The organism is Mesorhizobium sp. P2_F7 (genome assembly GCF_056403695.1).
Genome location: NZ_JBFUFA010000001.1, coordinates 919803 through 938820 on the forward strand (window position 1 = coordinate 919803; position 19018 = coordinate 938820).

23 protein-coding genes are annotated in these 19018 nt (G+C 62.7%); 7 read left to right on the forward strand and 16 right to left on the reverse strand.

Annotation, left to right across the window (positions count from 1 at the left end; translation table 11 throughout):
- Positions 1-18: 18 nt before the first annotated feature.
- The 11 genes from AC1DZ8_RS04200 to AC1DZ8_RS04250 form a co-directional block, all read right to left on the reverse strand.
- Complete coding sequence (locus AC1DZ8_RS04200) at positions 19-507, reverse strand: SRPBCC domain-containing protein (protein WP_477308474.1); 489 nt, start codon at positions 505-507, stop codon at positions 19-21.
- Between the two features lie 4 nt (positions 508-511).
- The gene (locus AC1DZ8_RS04205) at positions 512-871 is read right to left on the reverse strand and encodes an ArsR/SmtB family transcription factor (RefSeq protein WP_477308472.1); all 360 of its coding nucleotides are present in this window, start codon (positions 869-871) and stop codon (positions 512-514) included.
- Positions 872-1048: 177 nt separating this feature from the next.
- The gene (locus AC1DZ8_RS04210) at positions 1049-2140 is read right to left on the reverse strand and encodes a 3-deoxy-7-phosphoheptulonate synthase (protein ID WP_477400333.1); all 1092 of its coding nucleotides are present in this window, start codon (positions 2138-2140) and stop codon (positions 1049-1051) included.
- A 210-nt stretch (positions 2141-2350) separates the two neighbouring features.
- Complete coding sequence (locus AC1DZ8_RS04215) at positions 2351-2605, reverse strand: hypothetical protein (RefSeq protein ID WP_477308468.1); 255 nt, start codon at positions 2603-2605, stop codon at positions 2351-2353.
- Between the two features lie 300 nt (positions 2606-2905).
- A complete protein-coding gene (locus tag AC1DZ8_RS04220) occupies positions 2906-3172 on the reverse strand; it encodes a type II toxin-antitoxin system Phd/YefM family antitoxin (protein WP_477308466.1) in 267 nt (88 codons plus the stop codon).
- A 79-nt stretch (positions 3173-3251) separates the two neighbouring features.
- Positions 3252-4046, reverse strand: coding sequence for an SDR family oxidoreductase (locus AC1DZ8_RS04225; RefSeq protein ID WP_477308464.1), 795 nt, complete (start codon positions 4044-4046; stop codon positions 3252-3254).
- Positions 4047-4079: 33 nt separating this feature from the next.
- A complete protein-coding gene (gene iolG / locus AC1DZ8_RS04230) occupies positions 4080-5075 on the reverse strand; it encodes an inositol 2-dehydrogenase (RefSeq protein WP_477400334.1) in 996 nt (331 codons plus the stop codon).
- Between the two features lie 120 nt (positions 5076-5195).
- Entirely contained in the window at positions 5196-5963 is a 768-nt protein-coding gene (locus AC1DZ8_RS04235) for an ATP-binding cassette domain-containing protein (RefSeq protein WP_112559919.1), read from the reverse strand.
- Positions 5964-5965: 2 nt separating this feature from the next.
- Complete coding sequence (locus tag AC1DZ8_RS04240) at positions 5966-7042, reverse strand: ABC transporter permease (protein ID WP_477308460.1); 1077 nt, start codon at positions 7040-7042, stop codon at positions 5966-5968.
- Between the two features lie 112 nt (positions 7043-7154).
- Positions 7155-8096 (reverse strand): sugar ABC transporter substrate-binding protein, encoded by a 942-nt coding sequence (locus AC1DZ8_RS04245; protein ID WP_477308458.1) that lies wholly within the window; start codon positions 8094-8096, stop codon positions 7155-7157.
- Between the two features lie 487 nt (positions 8097-8583).
- On the reverse strand, positions 8584-9615 hold the full coding sequence (locus tag AC1DZ8_RS04250) for a LacI family DNA-binding transcriptional regulator (RefSeq protein ID WP_477308456.1): 1032 nt from the start codon (positions 9613-9615) through the stop codon (positions 8584-8586).
- A 163-nt stretch (positions 9616-9778) separates the two neighbouring features.
- Between AC1DZ8_RS04250 and AC1DZ8_RS04255 the strand changes: the two genes are divergently transcribed.
- From AC1DZ8_RS04255 to AC1DZ8_RS04265, 3 genes are all read left to right on the forward strand, one after another.
- Complete coding sequence (locus tag AC1DZ8_RS04255) at positions 9779-10870, forward strand: fatty acid desaturase family protein (protein WP_477308454.1); 1092 nt, start codon at positions 9779-9781, stop codon at positions 10868-10870.
- Between the two features lie 86 nt (positions 10871-10956).
- Positions 10957-11271: a MocE family 2Fe-2S type ferredoxin gene (locus tag AC1DZ8_RS04260; protein ID WP_023744927.1), complete on the forward strand. Its 315-nt coding sequence runs from the start codon at positions 10957-10959 to the stop codon at positions 11269-11271.
- On the forward strand, positions 11268-12506 hold the full coding sequence (locus AC1DZ8_RS04265) for an NAD(P)/FAD-dependent oxidoreductase (RefSeq protein WP_477400335.1): 1239 nt from the start codon (positions 11268-11270) through the stop codon (positions 12504-12506). The genes AC1DZ8_RS04260 and AC1DZ8_RS04265 overlap by 4 nt, the downstream gene beginning before the upstream one ends.
- A 130-nt stretch (positions 12507-12636) precedes the next feature.
- On the opposite strand, the gene AC1DZ8_RS04270 is transcribed toward AC1DZ8_RS04265, so the two are convergent.
- The 5 genes from AC1DZ8_RS04270 to hslV all read right to left on the reverse strand — a co-directional run bounded on the left by AC1DZ8_RS04270 (position 12637) and on the right by hslV (position 16755).
- On the reverse strand, positions 12637-13593 hold the full coding sequence (locus tag AC1DZ8_RS04270) for a DUF1402 family protein (protein ID WP_477308450.1): 957 nt from the start codon (positions 13591-13593) through the stop codon (positions 12637-12639).
- 174 nt (positions 13594-13767) lie between these two features.
- A complete protein-coding gene (gene hslU / locus AC1DZ8_RS04275) occupies positions 13768-15081 on the reverse strand; it encodes an ATP-dependent protease ATPase subunit HslU (protein ID WP_023714505.1) in 1314 nt (437 codons plus the stop codon).
- A 4-nt stretch (positions 15082-15085) separates the two neighbouring features.
- The gene (locus tag AC1DZ8_RS04280; RefSeq protein ID WP_477282811.1) at positions 15086-15685 is read right to left on the reverse strand and encodes a DUF2585 domain-containing protein; all 600 of its coding nucleotides are present in this window, start codon (positions 15683-15685) and stop codon (positions 15086-15088) included.
- Between the two features lie 4 nt (positions 15686-15689).
- Positions 15690-16214, reverse strand: a complete 525-nt coding sequence (locus AC1DZ8_RS04285) for a GNAT family N-acetyltransferase (protein ID WP_477308447.1) — start codon at positions 16212-16214, stop codon at positions 15690-15692.
- Entirely contained in the window at positions 16204-16755 is a 552-nt protein-coding gene (gene hslV / locus AC1DZ8_RS04290; protein WP_112559910.1) for an ATP-dependent protease subunit HslV, read from the reverse strand. Before hslV ends, AC1DZ8_RS04285 begins: the two co-directional genes overlap by 11 nt.
- Before the next feature lie 239 nt (positions 16756-16994).
- On the opposite strand from hslV, the gene hisB reads away from it, so the two are divergent.
- Genes hisB through AC1DZ8_RS04310 form a run of 4 tightly spaced genes read left to right on the forward strand, consistent with a single transcriptional unit; the run spans position 16995 to position 19017 of the window.
- The gene (hisB, locus tag AC1DZ8_RS04295) at positions 16995-17594 is read left to right on the forward strand and encodes an imidazoleglycerol-phosphate dehydratase HisB (RefSeq protein WP_477308445.1); all 600 of its coding nucleotides are present in this window, start codon (positions 16995-16997) and stop codon (positions 17592-17594) included.
- Positions 17595-17598: 4 nt separating this feature from the next.
- Positions 17599-18075 carry a DUF2628 domain-containing protein gene (locus tag AC1DZ8_RS04300; RefSeq protein ID WP_477308443.1) on the forward strand — a complete coding sequence of 159 codons (477 nt, stop codon included), beginning with the start codon at positions 17599-17601 and terminating at the stop codon, positions 18073-18075.
- Position 18076: 1 nt separating this feature from the next.
- Positions 18077-18727 (forward strand): imidazole glycerol phosphate synthase subunit HisH, encoded by a 651-nt coding sequence (hisH, locus tag AC1DZ8_RS04305; RefSeq protein ID WP_477308441.1) that lies wholly within the window; start codon positions 18077-18079, stop codon positions 18725-18727.
- Entirely contained in the window at positions 18727-19017 is a 291-nt protein-coding gene (locus AC1DZ8_RS04310) for a DUF1330 domain-containing protein (RefSeq protein WP_477308439.1), read from the forward strand. Before hisH ends, AC1DZ8_RS04310 begins: the two co-directional genes overlap by 1 nt.
- Position 19018: the final 1 nt, after the last annotated feature.

The window sequence follows — 19018 nt, forward strand, 5'->3', positions numbered from 1 at the left end:
CCCGCGAGATCGACGACTTCATGACCGTCCCACGCTCACGCCCAAGGCGACGAGAAGCTCGTCCAGTTGCTCGAACGTCTCGCCCATCGCATCCGCCGCGCCGGTACCGGCCGCGTCGAGAGCCTCCTTCGAGGGGTAGAGCTCGTGCATGACCACCAGCGTCTTGCCACCCTTTTCCTCGAAGGTCACCGTGGTGACAGGCCCACCGTCACCACCTTCGTCATTGGTCCAGACGATGCGCGAGTGCGGTGTCACTTCGATATACCTGCCGAAGAACTCGTCAGGCTTTGAGGCATCGTGGCCGAACACCAGACGGTATGTGCCCCCGGTACGAACATCCATCTCGCAGGAACGCAGGAACATGCCCATCGACTTCGGCACCCACCACTGCTTGAACAGCTCGGGCTTGGTCCACGCCTCGAACACGATACGCGCCGGGCCGTTGACGGTTCGCGTGACGACCAGCTCACGCTCGGATTTCCGTTCGACCGTCGTGCGGTTATTCATAGGCTCACTCCCGGTTCTTTCGTGCATCGGCTTTCTCCTTCCGGTTCAATTCCTCGACAACCTTGTCCAACTCGTCGAAGCGCGCGTCCCAGAGTTGGCGGTGCCGCTCGATCCAGGCCGCCTCTTCCCCCAGTCCGCGCAAGCCGAGCTTGCAGGTCCGCACGCGGCCGACCTTCTGCGTGGTGACGAGCCCCGCCTGCTCCAGGACGCCGACGTGCTTCTTCATGCCCGTGAGGGTCATGTGGAACTTCCCGGCAAGCTCGGTGATCGACGCGTCTGCGCGTCCGAGCTGCTCCAGAACGCCCCGCCGGGTGGCGTCCGAGAGCGCGGCGAACGAGGCATCTAAGTCGGCATACTGAACCATATGGTTCAGTATTTAGCAGACGGATTGCCGGCGCGCAAGGGGAGGCGCAGCGCGCTGCGTTGCCGAGCGCCTCAAATCGACTTCGTTTCGATGCAGATCGACTCGGCGATGCTCAGACCCTGGGCGGCGCAATCCTGGCTGGATTTCGAACCGCCGCCCTTCCCACATCGCCTCGTATCAGGCGGCGCCCTGCCGGTTCTCCAGCATGGCGCGGCGGGCCGAGCGGCGCCATTCGACGGCACCGGCAAGGCCGTGCAGTACCGTCTCGGTGGTCGCCCAGTCGATGCAGCCGTCGGTGATGCTCTGGCCATAGACGAGCGGCTTGCCGGGCACCACATCCTGGCGGCCGGCGACGAGATTGCTCTCGATCATGACGCCGATGATGCGCTCGTCGCCCGCCGCCACCTGGCCGGCGACGTCAGCCGCCACCTTGGGCTGGTTCTCCGGCTTCTTGCTCGAGTTGGCGTGGCTAATATCGATCATCAACCGCGGCGCGACACCGATGCGGGCGAGTTCGACCGAGGCCGCTTCGACGCTTGCCGCATCGTAATTCGGCTGAACGCCGCCGCGCAGGATGACATGGCAGTCCTCATTGCCGGTGGTTGCAGCAATTGCGCTGCGTCCGCCCTTGGTCACCGCCATGAAATGGTGCGGCTGAGCAGCCGATTTCACCGCCTCGGCAGCGATCCGCAAATTGCCGTCAGTGCCGTTCTTGAAGCCGACCGGACAGGACAGCCCCGAGGCCAATTCGCGGTGGATCTGGCTCTCGGTGGTGCGCGCGCCGATGGCGCCCCAGGCGACGAGGTCGGCAATGTATTGTGGGATGGTCATGTCGAGGAACTCGGTCGCCGCCGGCAGGCCGAGATTGTTGACGGCCGACAAGACGTTGCGCGCCATCCGCAACCCTTTCTCGATGTTGAAACTGCCGTCGAGGTCGGGATCGTTGATCAGGCCCTTCCAGCCGACCGTGGTGCGCGGCTTCTCGAAATAGACGCGCATGACGATCTCGAGCCGGTCGGACAGGGTCTCGCGCAGCGCCGCCAGACGGCTGGCATAGTCAACGGCCGCGACCGGATCGTGGATGGAACAAGGGCCAACGATGACAAGCAGTCGATCGTCGGCCCCCGTAAGGATGGAATGGATGGCGTTGCGCGACGTGGCGACGGTGCGCGTCGCCGTCAGCGTGCGCGGTATCTCGCGCATCACCTCATCCGGTGTGCTCAATGCCCTGATTTCGGTGACCCGAAGGTCGTCTGTGGTGGTCAACACGGCTTTCTGCTCCTGTTTTTTAGGAGACCTGCCGGCTGAAACAAAAAAGCCGCCAGGTCTGGCGGCTGTTCGGACTTGTTGCTGCAATCTTCAGATCGAGCGCAATCCTCCCGCCGCCAGCGAGCTGCTAAAGTACCAATACGTGGCGGACAGGTTGATCATGAGGCTCATATAGTCGATGCCGGGGCGTTTGTCACGTCTCTGATGCGGCTACGCATTGTCCCAGTCCGCGTTGTGCTCCTGGCCTTGCGGAAACCAGATGCCGCGCCGAAGAAAGTTGGCTCCACTCATATTGGGCACGACGTGATTTTGATCGAGATCGTTCATGTCCTTGATGATCGCGATGCCGGTGATTTTCTCCGTGGAGCCGAAGGCGAGTTCGAATAGTCGCAAGGCGTCGGCTTCCGACCGCGCGGTGATGCCGACGCCTAGATGACCGTCTATCGTGATCCAGTATGGGTGCATCGGATTTCCCTTGGCCGCAATCTGGGTGTGACGATCCGCTCGTCGTCACCTGAGCCCAATCCCTTTATGTTGATAGCAAGACGATCAGCCGGAGGCGGCGCGAAGCGAAGCACCTGTCATGACAGAGCCATACCTTCTTATCGCAATCATAGCATTTGTATTGGCGATGGCCGGGACCGTCTATGGCTTGAGGTCCCAGAATCTGAGCCTCGGCTGGCGCTTTGTCCTGTTCGGTGCTGTTTTCGTTTTGATCGCCCCCGGCTTCTTCCTTGTCTTCGCCTGGTTCTTTGCCCGTTTCGGCTAGCGGGCGATATAGTCGCGCGGTTCGTCGAGCTGACGTTCAAGGTCGAGATCGGCGCCCCGCAGCGGCGAGTCCAGCAGGAACTCGGCGAGCGTCCCTTTGCGCGCGGTCTTGCGCTGCCATTCCTCGGCCGAGACGACAACCACACTCGGCTTGCCGTTCTTGGTGATCGTCTGCGGCGAGGACTGCGCGCGCTCGATGACTTCGGAGAGCCGGGCTTTTGCCCCGGTGACCGTCCAGTTCGCGTCTTTGGGCGAGGTCAGCATCAACATCCCTCCTGACTAGTCTGACTATCATAGGAATGGCGGTGCTGTCGCAACAGAGGGCGAGGCTAATCGATTGCGCCTACTCGCCGATCACCCCGGCAATGTTCTGGTCATAGTCGACGAGCGAACCGGTCATGACGCCAGCCTGCGGGCTGATCATGTAGCTGATCAGCCGGGCGAGTTGGTCCGGCTTGACCAACTGGCCCATCGGCTGGCCGGCCTCGGCCGTTGCCAGCCAGTCGTCGGGCGCGTCATGCCATTTCTTCTGGACGATGTCCTCGCCTTCGGTGTCCATCCAGCCGGGCAGCACGGCGTTGCAGCGGATGCGGTTCCTCCGATAGGAGCTGGCGACGTTCTTGGTCAGCGTCATCAACGCGCCCTTGCTTGTCGAATAGGGCGTCAGAAATGACTGGCCGGCATGCGCCGACATCGACAGCACGTTGACGATGGAGCCCGGCGCCTTGCGCTCCAGGAGATGGGTGACCAGGCCTTGCATCAGGAAGAAGGGTCCCCGCACATTTGTGGCGAAGATCTGGTCGAAAAGATCTTCCGACGTTTCGACCAGCGAGCCCCGTGCGGAAGTGGCGGCGGCGTTGACCAGCGCGTTGATGGTGCCGAAATGCGAGATGGCGGTGGCAACGGCGCGCTTGCAGTCGGCCACCTTCGAGACGTCGGCGCTGATGAAGATCGCGTCGACGCCAGCCTTCTTGAAGTGGGCGACGGCCTTGTCGCCCTTCTCCTGCGAGCGGCCGATGAGCGCCAATGCCCGGCAGCCTTCGTCGGCCAAGGCCTCGGCGACGGCAAAGCCGATGCCTTGCGCGCCGCCGGTGACGATGGCGCGTGTGTTCGAATTGCGATCGGCTGATGCGCTCATCGCTCTGCTCCCGTAGGTTCTTCCTAATTGCTCTTACTTGTCGAGGCGGACGGTCTTGCCAGTCGTTGCCGACTTCAGCGCAGCATCGGCTAGCTTCAGCGCCACCAGGCCGTCGGTGCCGCTCGGCGATGCCTTCTTGCCCGAGGTTGCGGCGGCAATGAAGGCGGCAATCTCGATGGCATAGGCGTCGAGATAGCGGGTCATGAAGAAGTCGTGCAGCGGCGGGCGCGTATAGCCCTTCTCGCTGGCGACCTCGATCGACACCGGCCGCTGGTTTTCGGCGGCGACCATGCCCTTGGAGCCATGCACCTCGATGCGCTGGTCGTAGCCATAGGTGGCGCGGCGCGAGTTGGAGATGACGGCCTGCTTGCCGGACGCGGTCTCGAGGATGACGCTGACCGAGTCGAAATCGCCGGCCTCGCCGATCTTCGTGTCCACCAGCACCGAGGCATGGGCGCTGACCGCTACCACCTCCTCGCCGAGCAGGAAACGCGCCATATCGAAATCATGGATGGTCATATCGCGGAAAATACCGCCCGAGCGCTTGATATAGTCGATCGGCGGCGCGCCGGGGTCGCGCGAGGTGATGGTGACCATCTCGACCGTACCGATGGCGCCGTCGTCGATTGCCTTGCGCACGGCGGCGAAATGCGGATCGAAGCGGCGGTTAAAACCGACCATCAATGTTGCCTTGGCTTTCTCGACCACGGCCAGGCACTTCTCGACGCGCTTGACGTCGAGGTCGATCGGCTTCTCGCAGAAGATCGCCTTGCCGGCCTTGGCGAAGCGCTCGATCAGATCGGCATGGGTGTCGGTCGGCGTGCAGATGACGACGGCGTCGATGTCTTTTGATTTTTCAATCGCGTCGATGGTGCGCACTTCGGCGCCATAGGCTGATGCCAGCTCGGTCGCCGCCTTCTCGAAGGCATCGGCGACGGCCACCAGTCTGGCCTGCGGGTTGGAGCCGACGGCGCGGGCGTGGACCTTGCCGATGCGGCCGGCACCGAGGAGGGCGAAACGAACAGTCATGGAAATTTCCTCTAAGGGGATGGGCTCGAGAGAATTGTGTCTCCACCTTCCTGTTGGGGAAGGTGGGAAGGCTATTTCTGAACGCGGCAGATCGTCCCGGAAACCGGATGACCACCCTGTTTAGGCCGCGAGTTCCGCCTCCCCGGTCTTGGCGCCGGTGATGTAGGAGACGATGTCGTTGCCGTCGGTGTTTTCCTTGCGCAGATTGGCAACGATGCGGCCACGCCGGAAGACGACGATGCGGTCGCACAGGTCGAAGACCTGGCGCATGTTGTGGCTGATCAAGATCAGCGGCTCGCCATTGTCCTTCAGCGTGCGGATGATGTTTTCGACCTGCGCCGTTTCCTGCACGCCGAGCGCCGCCGTCGGCTCGTCCATGATGATCAGTTTCGACGCGAAGGTCGCGGTCCGGGCGATCGCCACGCATTGGCGCTGGCCGCCCGACATGTGGCGGATGGTGTTGGACAGGTTGGGGATTTTCACCGCGGTGCGGATCAGCGCGGCTTCCGTCGCTTTGCGCATGTATTTGCGGTCGAGGATCGAGAACGGGCCGAGGTTGAACAGCACCTTTTCGCGGCCGAGGAACAGGTTCGACGGCACGTCGAGATCGTCGGCCAGCGCCAGGTTCTGGAACACGGTCTCGATGCCCGCGGTGCGGGCCTCGATCGGCCCGGCAAAGTTCACTTCCTTGCCGTCGAACCAGATCTGGCCGCTGGTGCGTTGCTCCACAGCGGTGATCTGGCGCACGAAGGTCGACTTGCCGGCGCCATTGTCGCCCATGATGGCGACATGCTCGCCCTTGCGCAGCTCGAAATTCGCGCCTTCGAGCGCATGCACGCCGCCATAGCGCTTGGTGAGGTTTTCGGTCTTCAGGACGATGTCTGACATGGTCAAGCCCTCAATGCCCGCATGCGTTGACGCCACTGGTCGAGTACGACCGCGCCGACGATGATCACGCCCTTGACCATCTCCTGATAGTAGGCGTCGAGGCGCAGGAAGGTGAAGCCGGAGATGATGACGCCGAAGATCAGCGCGCCGATCACCGTGCCGATGATCGAGCCACGGCCGCCCGACAGCGAGACGCCGCCGATGACCGCCATGGCGATGGCGTCGAGCTCATACATCACACCCATGCCGGACTGGGCGGTCAGATTCTTGGAGCACAGCACGACCGCGGCGAGCGAGGCAAGAATGCCTGCGATCGTGTAAACGAGGATCTTGTGATTGGGGATCTTGATGCCGGACATGCGCGCGGCATCCTCATTGGAGCCGATGGCATAACAATGCTTGCCGTAGCGCGTATAGGTCAGGATTAGCTGAAACAGCACCGCCAGCGCCAGGAAGATGATGACCGGCCTCGAGCCGGTGCTGATGGCGGCAAAACTGTCGGTGGGAAACGAGATCGGCTGGCCCTTGGACCACCATTTGGCAATGCCGCGCGCGGTGATCATCATGCCGAGCGTGGCGATGAAGGGCGGGATGCGCGTGTAGGCGATCAACGAGCCGTTGATCAGGCCGGCGAGCATGCCGCAGCCGATCGCGACCAGCACCGGCACGATGACCGGCAGGTCGGTCCAGCCTTGCGCCAGGAACATCGCCTTGGGGTTGGGGTTGCCGTTGACCGTCGCCACCTGGGCGAAACTCATGGCGATCATGGCGGTGGCGCCGACAATCGAGCCCGAGGACAGATCGATGCCGCCGCAGATGATCACCTGCGTGACGCCAATGGCGATGATGCCGACGATCGATACCTGCAGGATGATGATCTGCAGGCGGGCCTCGTTGAAGATGCCGGCGACGTTGTCGCGGGTGTTGAACAGGAAGCTGTCGCCGAGAAAAATGCGACCGATCAGTTCGAAGACAACAACGAGGATGATGAGCGCCAGGAAGACGTTGAATTCGGCCGGCCATGTCCGCTTCTTCGCGTCATAGCTGACCCCGCCGACGCCATGCGATGTCTGTGCCATGTCTTGTCCTCCGTGAGGCCGCACCTGCCCTCCCGCCCGTCAGGGCGGTGAGGGAGACAAGAGCGGCGCGGATGTTGATGCGCCGCTCCGTTGTTCGGGCGAAGCGCTTGCCTCAGTTCTTCTTCAGGAACTTGTCGATGTTAGCCGGCGTCACGAGCTGGAAGGGCACATAGACCTTGTGCTCGACCTTCTCGCCCTTGGCGAGCTTCAGGGCTGCGTCCAGAGCACCGGCGCCCTGGCCGGCCGCGTCCTGGAACACGGTTGCGTCGAGGTCGCCGGCCTGCATGGCGGCCAGAGCGTCCTGCGTGGCATCGACGCCGCCGACGACGACCGCCTTCATGTCGACGTTGGCAGCCTTCATCGCCTGGATGGCGCCGATAGCGCTTTCGTCATTGTTGGCGATGACACCGTCGAACGGCTTGCCGGTCGAGAGCCAGTTGGTCATCAGGTTCTGCGCCTCGTCGCGGTTCCAGTTCGACGTCTGCTTGTCGATGATCTTGATGAAGCTGCACTCCGGCGTGGCGATGACATCATCGATGTCCTTGGTGCGCTGCACGGCGGCCTGGTTGGAAAGCTCGCCCATGATGACATAGACATTGGCTTCCTTCTTGCCGGCCTCGGTGAACAGGCGGCAGACTTCCTTGGTCTCGAGCGTGCCGGAATCGGCCTCGTTCGAAGCGACGAAGGCCTGGTTGTCGGGCAGCGTGTCGACGTTGACCGGCTCGCGGTTGACATAGACCAGCGGGATCTTGGCGGCTGCGGCAGCGTCCGACATCGCCTGCGTGGCCGAGGTGTCGACCGGGTTGACGATGATGGCGTCGACGCCCGAGGCGGCGAAGTTCTTGATCTGGTCGAGTTGCTTGGCGACGTCGTTCTGCGCGTCTTCGACCTGCAGCTCAACGCCGCTCATGCCCTTGGCCTGCTCGATCATGCCGTTGCGCAGCACGGTCAGGAAGTTGTCGTCGAACTTGGCCATCGACACGCCGATCTTGGCGGCAAAAGCGGACGAACTCATCAGCGCCGCGAAGGCGACGCCCAAAATCAGTTTCTTCATTGTGTTTCTCCTCCACATTTGGTGTCCGGCTGCACCGATCTACCCGGAATCCCCGATCGCCCGAGGAATCTCTCCCTGATATCGTCTCTGTTCCGGATGGCGCTTTCCCAAGGATTGGAACGCCAGGCTCCCTGTTTGAAACAGATGTTCCGGAACGAAAGAACCAAAATCCCTAGCTGGTGAAATATTTATTCCATTTTTCGGAGACGTCAAGAGCCATTCCAAAACCGGATGAAGGATTTTCGGAGGATGCCCCGCTTGCTTCGTCATCCACGGGCGGAGCAAGGCGCGGCAGCGACGCAGCGCAGACCCGAGGATCCATGCCGCGACTCCCAGGCGTTGCTACCGTCCAGAATTCTGCTCCGTTGCACTCTACGGCTGGGGTCACCGCATGGATCCCAGGGTCTTCGCGACGGAGCTCCGCTCCTGCTTCGCCCTGGGATGACGAAGGTTTAGGTGCCTCCGCTAATCGCCAACGCTTCGCTTCCTAAATATTCTCGGGCAAATAAATGTCGAACGGCAAGAACGTCTGGCCCGGCGCGTTCGCCGCTCCCGTCTCGATGGCATGGGCCATCAGGTCGACCAGTTCGCGGCTGAGAGCCGCCAGCGGCGTCGAGATCACCATGGTGAGGATACCGTCGGCCAGCGCCGCGCGCGACACCGCCGTGATCTCGTTGCAGATGACGGCCGGCATTTCGGCGGGCTTGGCTTGCCTCAGCGCCGCGACCGCGCCTTCCATACCGCCGCCGGCGACATAGCAGCCGACCAGATCGGGGTGGTGGCCGAGAAGATTGACCAGCGTGTCCCGGGTGATCTCATTGGCTTCCAGATTGACCAGCGTTTCCAGCAAGGTGAACTCCGGGGCCTGTTCGCGGAAGAAGGAGCGGAAGCCGATCTCGCGCAGCTCGTGGCCGTGGAAGCGGTGGCTGCCGACGAACAGCGCGACCTTGCCCGGGCGCTTTGCTGCCTTCGAGATCATCCAGGCCGCGGAGCGGCCGACCTTGCGGTTGTCGAGGCCGACATAGCCCTCGCGAATGCCGGCGGCGAAGTCGGACAGCAGCGAAAACACCGGCAGGCCTTTGGCTTTCATCTCCTCGACGGCGACCGTCACTGTCGGATGATCAGGCCCGACCAAAGCGATGGCCCGGCATTTGGAAGCCAGCTTGCGCGCGCGCTCGACGATTTCGTCAGGCGTCAGCGAGTCGGCGAAATCGATCGTGGCGACGCCACGAAAGCGCGGCGATTGCGATACGGCCAGCTCAAGCTGGCGCGCGAATTCGCTGTAGAAGACGTAATTGCCCCGGAGCAGCAGGAAGCCCAGCCTGTATTCCGGCAGTTCATGGCGCAGCCGCTGCTTGATCAGGCCGGCAGCGTGATAGCCGATCTCGGTCGCCGCCTCATAGACGCGGCGCGCCGTTTCCTCGCGCACCGGCAGGCGGCTGTTGAGCACGCGATCGACCGTGGCAACGCTGACGCCGGAAATACGCGCCAGGTCGGTGATGGTCGGCCGTTTCGCCATGTTTGCCTCGTTGAGTTGGTCGAAGGCTTCTTACATCATTTTGATAGGAAATGATAGAAATTATCTTTGTGATGTTGAGTCTATCATGCGTCGGCGGTATTTTCCGCCTCGAAGCCAGGCCGGCATTCGCTGTGGCGAGCGCCGATTGCCGTGGGAGGCAACCATGACCGCTACACCGTCCCGGCGCGACTACAGCCTGATCGGCCGTGACGCCAAGCTCGCCGTCGAGACCGGCCTGTCGGCGGCTGAGTGGTATCACACCGATATTCCGCGCAAGCAGATGAAGGAGCTGATGCAGCGCTCCGACGGGCCGGCGATCCGTGACACCGCGATCTGGCTCACCGCGCTGATCCTGAGTGCCGCCGGTGGCGCCTGGTTCTGGGGCGGTTGGTGGTGCGTGCCGTTCTTCTTCGTCTATGGCGTGCTCTACGGCTCGTCCACCGATTCGCGCTGGCACGAATGCGGCCACGGAACGGCTTTCCGCACTCAGTGGATGAATGATGCGGTCTACCAGATCGCCTGCTTCATGATCATGCGCAATCCGGTGACCTGGCGCTGGAGCCACACCCGTCACCACACCGACACCATCATCGTCGGTCGCGATCCTGAGATATCGGTGATGCGCCCGCCGGACCTGTTGCGCGTGGTTCTGGCCTTTGTCGGCGTGCTCGACGCCTGGCATGCGATGTCAGACATGCTGCGCAACGCCATCGGCAACATCAGCGCGGCGGAAAAGACTTTTATCCCCGAACAGGAACAGCCCAGGGCGATCCGCATCGCCCGCATCTGGACGGCGATCTATGCCGTCACCATCGCGCTGGCGCTGTACTTTGGTTCCTGGCTGCCGCTGATGCTGGTCGGCCTGCCCCGGCTCTACGGCGCCTGGCATCATGTCATGGTCGGCCTGCTGCAGCATGGCGGCCTGGCCGAAAATGTCATCGACCACCGGCTGAACAGCCGCACCGTCTACATGAACCCGATCAGCCGCTTCATCTACTGGAACATGAACTATCACGTCGAACACCACATGTTCCCGATGGTGCCGTACCATGCGCTGCCGAGGCTGCATGAACTGATCAAGCACGATCTGCCGGCGCCGACGCCGTCGATCCTGGCCGGCTATCGCGAGATGATCCCGGCCTTCCTGCGCCAGCTGCGCAACGAGGACTATTTCATCAAGCGCGAATTGCCGCCGACGGCGCGGCCGTATCGCGAGGAATTTCACAACGACGCCGTCGCCGCCGCGGCGGAATGACGATCCTGTTAGACTGTTTGTTTTGACGCAATTCCGGACGGAAAACCGCTACGCACTTTTCCTGGAATTGCTTTGGGAGAGAAAAAATGAGCGACTGGGTCGAGGCCTGCGCGGCCGGCGATATCGATGAAGAGGATGTGATGCGCTTCGATCATGGCGGCCGCACCTTCGCCATCTATCGCAGCCCGGACGATGATTATTTCGCCACGGATGGGCTGTGCACGCATGAAAAGGTGCATCTGGCCGACGGGCTGGTGATGGATGACATCATCGAGTGCCCCAAGCATAATGGCCGCTTCAACTACAAGACGGGCGCGGCGCGCGGCGCGCCGGTCTGCGTCAACCTCGCGACCTATCCGGTCAAGGTCGAGGCGGGCAAAGTGCTGATCCAGATCGGATGATGGCGATGCAAGCGGGGATGGTCATCATCGGCGCCGGCGAATGCGGCGGGCGGGCAGCGCTCGCGCTGCGCGAGCTCGGCTATGACGGCCCGGTGACGCTGGTCGGCGACGAACCGCATCTGCCCTATGAGCGGCCTCCTCTGTCGAAAGATGCGATGGTAAGCGCTGCGCCCGAGATCAAGGCGATCGCCAGCGATGAGCTCCTGGCGGAACGATACATCCGGCATATCCATTCCGTGCAAGCCGTGGCGATCGACCGCGCGGCGCATATGGTGCGGCTGTCGGACGGCTCGGTCCTGCCCTACGACAAACTGCTGTTGGCGACCGGCTCGACACCGCGCAAGCTGCCGATGCCGGGTTTGGGTACGCGCTGCGTCTATCTCCGCACCTTTGCGGATGCGCTCGCTATTCGCGCCCACCTCACCCCCGCAAACCGCATCGCCATCATCGGCGGCGGCTTCATCGGGCTGGAACTCGCCGCTTCGGCGCGCAAGCTGGGCGCTGCGGTCACCGTCATCGAAGCGCAGCCGCGCATTCTGATGCGCGGCGTGCCGGCCGAGATCGCCGAGATTATTCATCGAGCACATGAAGCCGAAGGCGTGGCCGTGCTCACCGGCCAGGGCATCACCTCCATCGCCGATGACGGCACCGAGGTGCGCATCGCGCTCGCCGGCGGACAAGAGATCGTTGCCGATCTCGCCGTCATCGGCATTGGCGCCGTGCCGGTCACCGGGCTTGCTGGCGAAGCGGGCCTGACCGTAGACAACGGGATTGCCGTCGACGGTGAACTTCGGACCGACGATCCCGACATCTATGCCGCCGGCGACTGCTGTTCGTTTCCGCTCGCTGTCTATGGCGGCCGGCGGGTACGGCTGGAGGCCTGGCGCAACGCCCAGGAACAGGGCGCGCTGGCAGCGAAAAACATGCTGGGCGCCAGCGAGGCGCACGCGGCGGTGCCGTGGTTCTGGTCGGATCAGTATGGCCTGTCTCTGCAGATCGCCGGGCTTTCCGACGAAGGCAAAAGCACGGTGCGCCGCGACCTCGACGACGGAGCCTTCATCCTGTTCCACCTGGCGGGGGATGGCAGGTTAGTGGCGGCGAGCGGCATCGGACCCGGCAATGCGGTGGCGCGCGATATCAGGCTGGCCGAGATGTTGATCGCCAAAGGGGCAAAACCGGCGCCGGAGGCGCTGGGGTCGCAGGATGTGAAGCTGAAGTCGCTGCTGGCGGCGTGAGCCTACCCCTTGTGGGGAGGGTCGATCCGCGAAGCGGAGCGGGGTGGGGGTGCGGCGCAGATCCCCACCCGGACCTTCGGTCCGACCTCCCCACAAGGGGGAGGTAGGGGGCCTTGAGCTTCGCGTGTCCCTAAAACAGCGCCTTCAATTCGTCCAGCTTGTCGTTGACCAGCCAGCCATAATAGTTCTCTTCCGGCAGTTTCATCGGCTCGCCAGCGGCGCGGCGCTTGTCGTTTTCGGCCTTCAGCGCGTAGGCGCGCTGCTCGGGATTGCCTACATTGTAGAGCGTGGCGGTGAGCCCCGGATTGCCCGAAATGTCGAAGCCGGCAATGTTCTTATAGGCGTCGATCGATTTCTTGATTGTCGCCGCGACATAGGGCAGCGTCAGGTCCGGATCCATGATGGTCTTGTAGACCGAGTTGGGATCGCTGACGTCGAGCTCGGGCAACCCCGAAACCTTGTGCACGAGATCGCTCATCTGCAGCGCGGTCAGCGGGTTGAGCTGGCCGAGGCCAAAAGTCTGGCCGGCATAATAGGGCTGGAAGAAGGTGGCGCCGAAGCGGTCGTTGGGAAAACTTGTCCCGCCGACGCTTTTGCCGCGGAAAGAGTGGTTCCACACCTGCTCGCGGCACTCCCACAGATCGTAGCTGTCGGACATTGTGCATTTCTTGAATTCCGGTCGCTGCACGAAATCGGTGATGTCCTCTCCGTCATAGGCGAAGGACAGCTTGCTGGAGAGGTAGGAAATCGCCTTGACGTAATAGGTCTGCAGCCGGTCATAGGCGTCGACATTGTAGGTGTGCTCGCCGACAATGGCGCCGACGATATGGATCGGGTCAATGCCATAGGCGGCTGCCGCCTTCCTGATCTTGGCGCGCAGTTCGGCGTCACTCTGCAGCAGCGCATAGACCTTGCGGTACTTCGCCTGGAAGGTGGTGTTGGTGGCCTGGGTGCGACGGCTGGAGGCGCCGGGGATGTCGGGTTGCACCGCATTGCGGTTGCCCGCCGGCACCAATGTCGCCGCATCGGCGGCGAACAGCGTCGCCGCCAGCGTCAAGCTGAGAATGATCAGGATCAGTTTTTTCATGCGCCGCCGCCTAGAGAATTGCCGCGCAAACTAGGGAGTGCTCCCGGTTGAGTCGAGAGCGCCCCGTCACACGGCAAGACGAAAGGTGGCCTGATGATACCATCCGGCCACACATCATGCTGTTTGCCGGAAATTGTCGCCTGAACCGGCGCCGGACTGACCCGGCACCCTCGTTTAAAGGATGAATCGCGACAAATCTGTGTTTCGCGAGAGGTCGCCGACATGCTTTTCCACATAGGCGGCGTCGATGGTGACGCTGGTGCCGTTGCGGTCGGGCGCGTCGTAGGAGATCTCGTCCAGCACGCGCTCCATCACCGTCTGCAGCCGCCGGGCACCGATGTTTTCGACGCTGGCGTTGAGGTCGACGGCGATGCCGGCCAGCGAATCGATAGCGTCGTCGGTGAAGGTCAGGTCGACACCCTCCGTCTTCATCAGCGCGATATACTGCTTGATCAGGCTGGCTTCCGTCTCGGTCAGGATACGAACGAAATCGTCCTTCTCCAGCGCCCTCAACTCGACGCGGATCGGCAGGCGGCCCTGCAATTCCGGCAACAGGTCTGACGGCTTGGAAACGTGGAAGGCGCCCGAAGCGATGAACAGGATGTGGTCGGTCTTCAACGGTCCGTATTTGGTCGCTACCGTCGTGCCTTCGATCAGCGGCAGCAAGTCGCGCTGCACGCCTTCGCGCGAAACGCCGGCGCCCATGCCGCCCTCACGCGAGGCGATCTTGTCGATCTCGTCGAGGAAGACGATACCGTCATTTTCCGTTGCATCGAGCGCCCGGCGCACAACCTCGTCCTGGTCGAGCAGCTTGTCGGACTCGTCGTTGACCAGCAGCGCATAGGATTCCTTGACCGTCGTCTTGCGCGCCTTGGTCTTCTTGCCGCCCATCGCCTTCGACAGCATGTCGTTGATGTTGAGCACGCCGATATTGGCGCCCGGCATGCCGGGAATCTCGAAACCGGGCATGCCACCGGTGCCGGTGTCGGCAACTTCGATCTCGATTTCCTTGTCGTCGAGCTCGCCGTCGCGCAGCTTCTTGCGGAAGCTATCGCGGGTGGCCGGACTTGCCGTCTTGCCGACGAGGGCCTCCAGCACGCGTTCCTCGGCGTTGAGGTGGGCGCGCGCCTTGACGTCTTCGCGCATCTTTTCGCGCACCAGGCCGATGGCGATCTCGACGAGGTCGCGGATGATCTGCTCGACATCGCGGCCGACATAGCCGACTTCGGTGAACTTCGTCGCTTCGACCTTGACGAAAGGTGCGCCGGCGAGCCGCGCCAGGCGGCGCGAGATCTCGGTCTTGCCGACGCCGGTCGGGCCGATCATCAAAATGTTCTTCGGCATCACCTCTTCGCGCATCTGGCCTTCCAGCTGCTGGCGGCGCCAGCGGTTGCGCAAGGCGATGGCCACAGCGCGCTTGGCGTCTTTCTGGCCGATGATGAAGCGATCGAGTTCCGAAACGATTTCACGGGGAGAGAAGGTGGTCATATCACTAAATTCCACTTTGCCACTGCTTGATGGACTCGAACGGATGCAGCAGCATGATCACGTTGAGCGTCAGATTGTCCCGGATGAGGTAGCCGACACCCAGTTCGAAGATGAGGGCGAGGCCGACGATCACAGATATAGGTAGCTTTCGCGCCATCACAAATCCCAGCACCATGGCGAGTGTGTCGGACACCGAGTTGATGATCGAATCGCCATAGTAATCCAGCGAAATGGTGCCGGCGCGGTAGCGGTCGATGATGAACGGGCTGTTCTCGAGCAGCTCCCAGCCGCCCTCGATGACGACCGCAAAAGCCAGGCGCAGGCCGATCGGCGAGCGCGGGAACAGGAACCAGGCCAAGGCGTAGAACAGGAAGCCGTGGATGATGTGGGAGAAGGTGTACCAGTCGGAAATATGCTGGGAATTCTCCGAACTCATCACCACGCCTTGCCAGAGTTTGACGTAGCCGCAAGTGCAGATCGGCGTTCGGCCCATGCCGTACAGCGCGCCGGCCTGGAAGATGAGCAAAGCGAGCACGAGCAGAAGCCCCATCCGCCAGCTGTCTTCATAGGCCGAGTAATTTTTGTCCCCGCCCGGTGTCGTCATCAGTCTATTCCCCCTCTTGCGCGTCGCCTTCGGCATCGACGGCCATCAGCACGACGTCGCCATATTCCGAGTGCCTGCGATCAATGGCGCGGAACCCAGCCTTTTCATAGGCCCGGATGGCGCGGCCATTGCCGGGATGCGGATCGATGATGACGCGCGGCGCGCCTTCCTCGAACAGCTGTTCGACGAACTGCCTGACAATGGCCGAGCCGTGACCTTTGCCGACAAGGTCCCGCACGCCGATCGACAGGTCGATGCCGAGCGTGCCGAAAGGCTGGTCGGCATAGGGATGGCCATCCTCGAGATGCGGATCGTAGCTCTGCAGATAGGCGATCGGCCTGCCGTCGAGCTCGACGATCAGCGGCTCGACTGAAATCGAGTCGATATGCTCGCGAATGCCGGCGATTTCCGTCTCCGGATCGTCCCACCATTCGGCGACATGCGGCTCGGCCAGCCAGCCGGCGATCATCGGCAGGTCTTTTTCCGTCACCGGTCGAAAATCGTAGAGCACCGGCGGCTCAGGCGGCATCGAGCGTTTCGATGACGAAATTGTTGTTGGTGTAGACGCAGATGTCGGAGGCGATCTGCATCGCCTTGCGGGCGATCTCCTCCGCATCCTTGTCGGTGTCCATCAGCGCACGGGCCGCGGCGAGTGCATAATTGCCGCCGGAGCCGATGGCCATGACGCCGAATTCAGGCTCGAGCACGTCGCCGGTGCCGGTCAGCGCTAGCGAGACCGACTTGTCGGCGACAAGCATCATGGCTTCCAGCCGGCGCAGATAGCGGTCGGTGCGCCAGTCCTTGGCGAGCTCGACGCAGGCGCGCGTCAGCTGGTCGGGATATTGTTCGAGCTTGGCTTCGAGCCGCTCCAAAAGGGTGAAGGCATCCGCTGTGGCGCCGGCGAAACCGGCAATGACATTGCCGCCCTTGCCGATGCGGCGCACCTTTTTGGCGTTGCCTTTCATGATGGTCTGGCCAAGGCTGACCTGGCCATCGCCGGCGATTACCACCTTGTTGCCCTTGCGCACCGTCACGATGGTCGTGGCGTGCATGGTCAGTTCATTCGACATTTGGTGCTCCGATTCGCGCGATCCCGATGGAGGCGATTGGCGCGGTACGAGTGATTTCGATCGGCCATATGTATGCATGGGGCTGGTGATTGCAAACCGGCTCGATAGCGGCCCGCATCGCAACTGGCAATCGCCGGATCATGCTGCTAGAAGGCTTTCGTTTTCAAGCAAATGAGCGCTTGGAGGCATTGTCTTTCCGTTTCGCCCCCAGTCGTTTGCCCAAAGACAAGGACAAGGTCATGGCGCCCCGATCCGCCGAAGTCAGCCGCAAGACCAAGGAAACCGAGATCGCGGTCTCGGTTCATGTCGACGGCACCGGTATCTCCGACATGTCGACGGGCGTCGGCTTCTTCGACCATATGCTCGACCAGCTGTCGCGCCATTCGCTGATCGACATCACGGTCAAGGCCAAGGGCGACCTGCACATTGACGACCACCACACGGTCGAGGACACCGGCATTGCGATCGGTCAGGCGCTGGCCAAGGCGCTGGGCGAGCGGCGCGGCATCATGCGCTATGCCTCCATCGACCTTGCCATGGACGAGACGCTGACGCGTGCCGCGATCGACGTGTCCGGCCGGCCATTCCTGGTCTGGAACGTCGCCTTCTCGTCGCCCAAGATCGGCACGTTCGACACCGAACTGGTGCGAGAATTCTTCCAGGCGCTGGCGCAGAATGCCGGCATCACGTTGCATGTCACCAATCATTATGGCGCCAACAACCACCATATCGCCGAGACCTGCTTCAAGGCGGTGGCGCGTGCGCTGCGTTTCGCACTGGAGCGCGACCCGCGCCAGCCGGACGCGGTTCCCTCCACCAAGGGATCTCTGAAAGGGTAGGCTGATGGCCATCTATGTCGTGATGGAACCGCCAGGCCGCACCGAGGCGGCCGACGCCACCGCCTTTGTCCGCGACGGCTTTTCCTGGCTGGCTTTCCTGCTGGCGCCACTGTGGCTCGCCTGGCACAAACTATGGGTCGAGGCCGCGCTCGCCTTTGTCGCCATGGGCCTCATCTCGCTGCTCGGCCAAAGGCTGGGACTGGATTGGGCAAGCTCGGCGCTATCGCTGCTGGTCTCGCTCTATATCGGCCTGGAAGGCCAGGGGTTGCGGATCGCAGCCCTGCGCCGCCGTGGTTGGCATGAATGGGGCGTCGTCGAGGCCCGCAATCTGGACGATGCCGATATCCGTCAGACGCTGGACGCCGAGACGCTGGCGGATGAGCCGGCGCCGCTGCCGCGCATCGTGCCGGACGCCAGCCTTGCCCGGCCGGCACAGACCGGCCTGACGCTGGGGCTGACCCATACGCCGGGAAAAGCCTGACATGCGGGTTGCGATCATCGACTACGGGTCGGGCAATTTGCGCTCGGCCACCAAGGCCTTCGAGCGCGCCGCGCATGAAGCCGGCATTGCCGCTGCCATCGAGCTCACCGCCGATGCCGAGCGCGTGCGCAGCGCCGACCGCATCGTTCTCCCCGGCGTCGGCGCCTATGCCGATTGCGCGGCGGGCCTCCACGGCGTCGCCGGCATGTGGGAAGCGGTGGAGGAAGTGGCCATCGCCAAGGCGCGGCCATTCCTCGGCATCTGCGTCGGCATGCAGCTGATGTCGGAGCGCGGCCTGGAAAAGACGGTGACGAAGGGCTTTGGCTGGATTGCCGGCGACGTCAAGGAGATCACGCCCGCTGATCCCACGCTGAAAATCCCGCAGATCGGCTGGAACACGATCGATCTCAACCGAAAGCACCCGCTGTTTTCCGGCATTGCGACCGGGCCCAAGGGCCTGCACGCCTATTTCGTCCATTCCTATCATCTCGATGCGCAGAAGGCCGACGAAGTGCTGGCCGTCGCCGACTATGGCGGCCCGGTGACAGCCGCGGTCGCGCGCGGCAATCTCGCCGGCACGCAGTTCCATCCCGAGAAAAGCCAGGCGCTCGGCCTGGCATTGATCACCAATTTCCTGCGCTGGAGACCCTGATGAGCAAGAAGGGCTATTGGATCGTCATGCTCACGGTGACCGATCCGCAAGGCTACCAAGGCTACCGCGACGCCATCGGCGATGCCATTTCCAGCTTCGGAGGCCGCTATCTCGTCCGCGGAGGCGATGTCACCAACCCCGAAGGGTCGGATTTCGGCAGGCATGTCGTGGTGGAGTTCGATTCCTATGAGACGGCACTGAACTGTTATCGTTCCGAAGCCTATCAAAGGGCGCTGAAACACAGGCGGGCGGCGTCGACCGGACATTTTGCAATCGTCGAGGGCGCCTGAC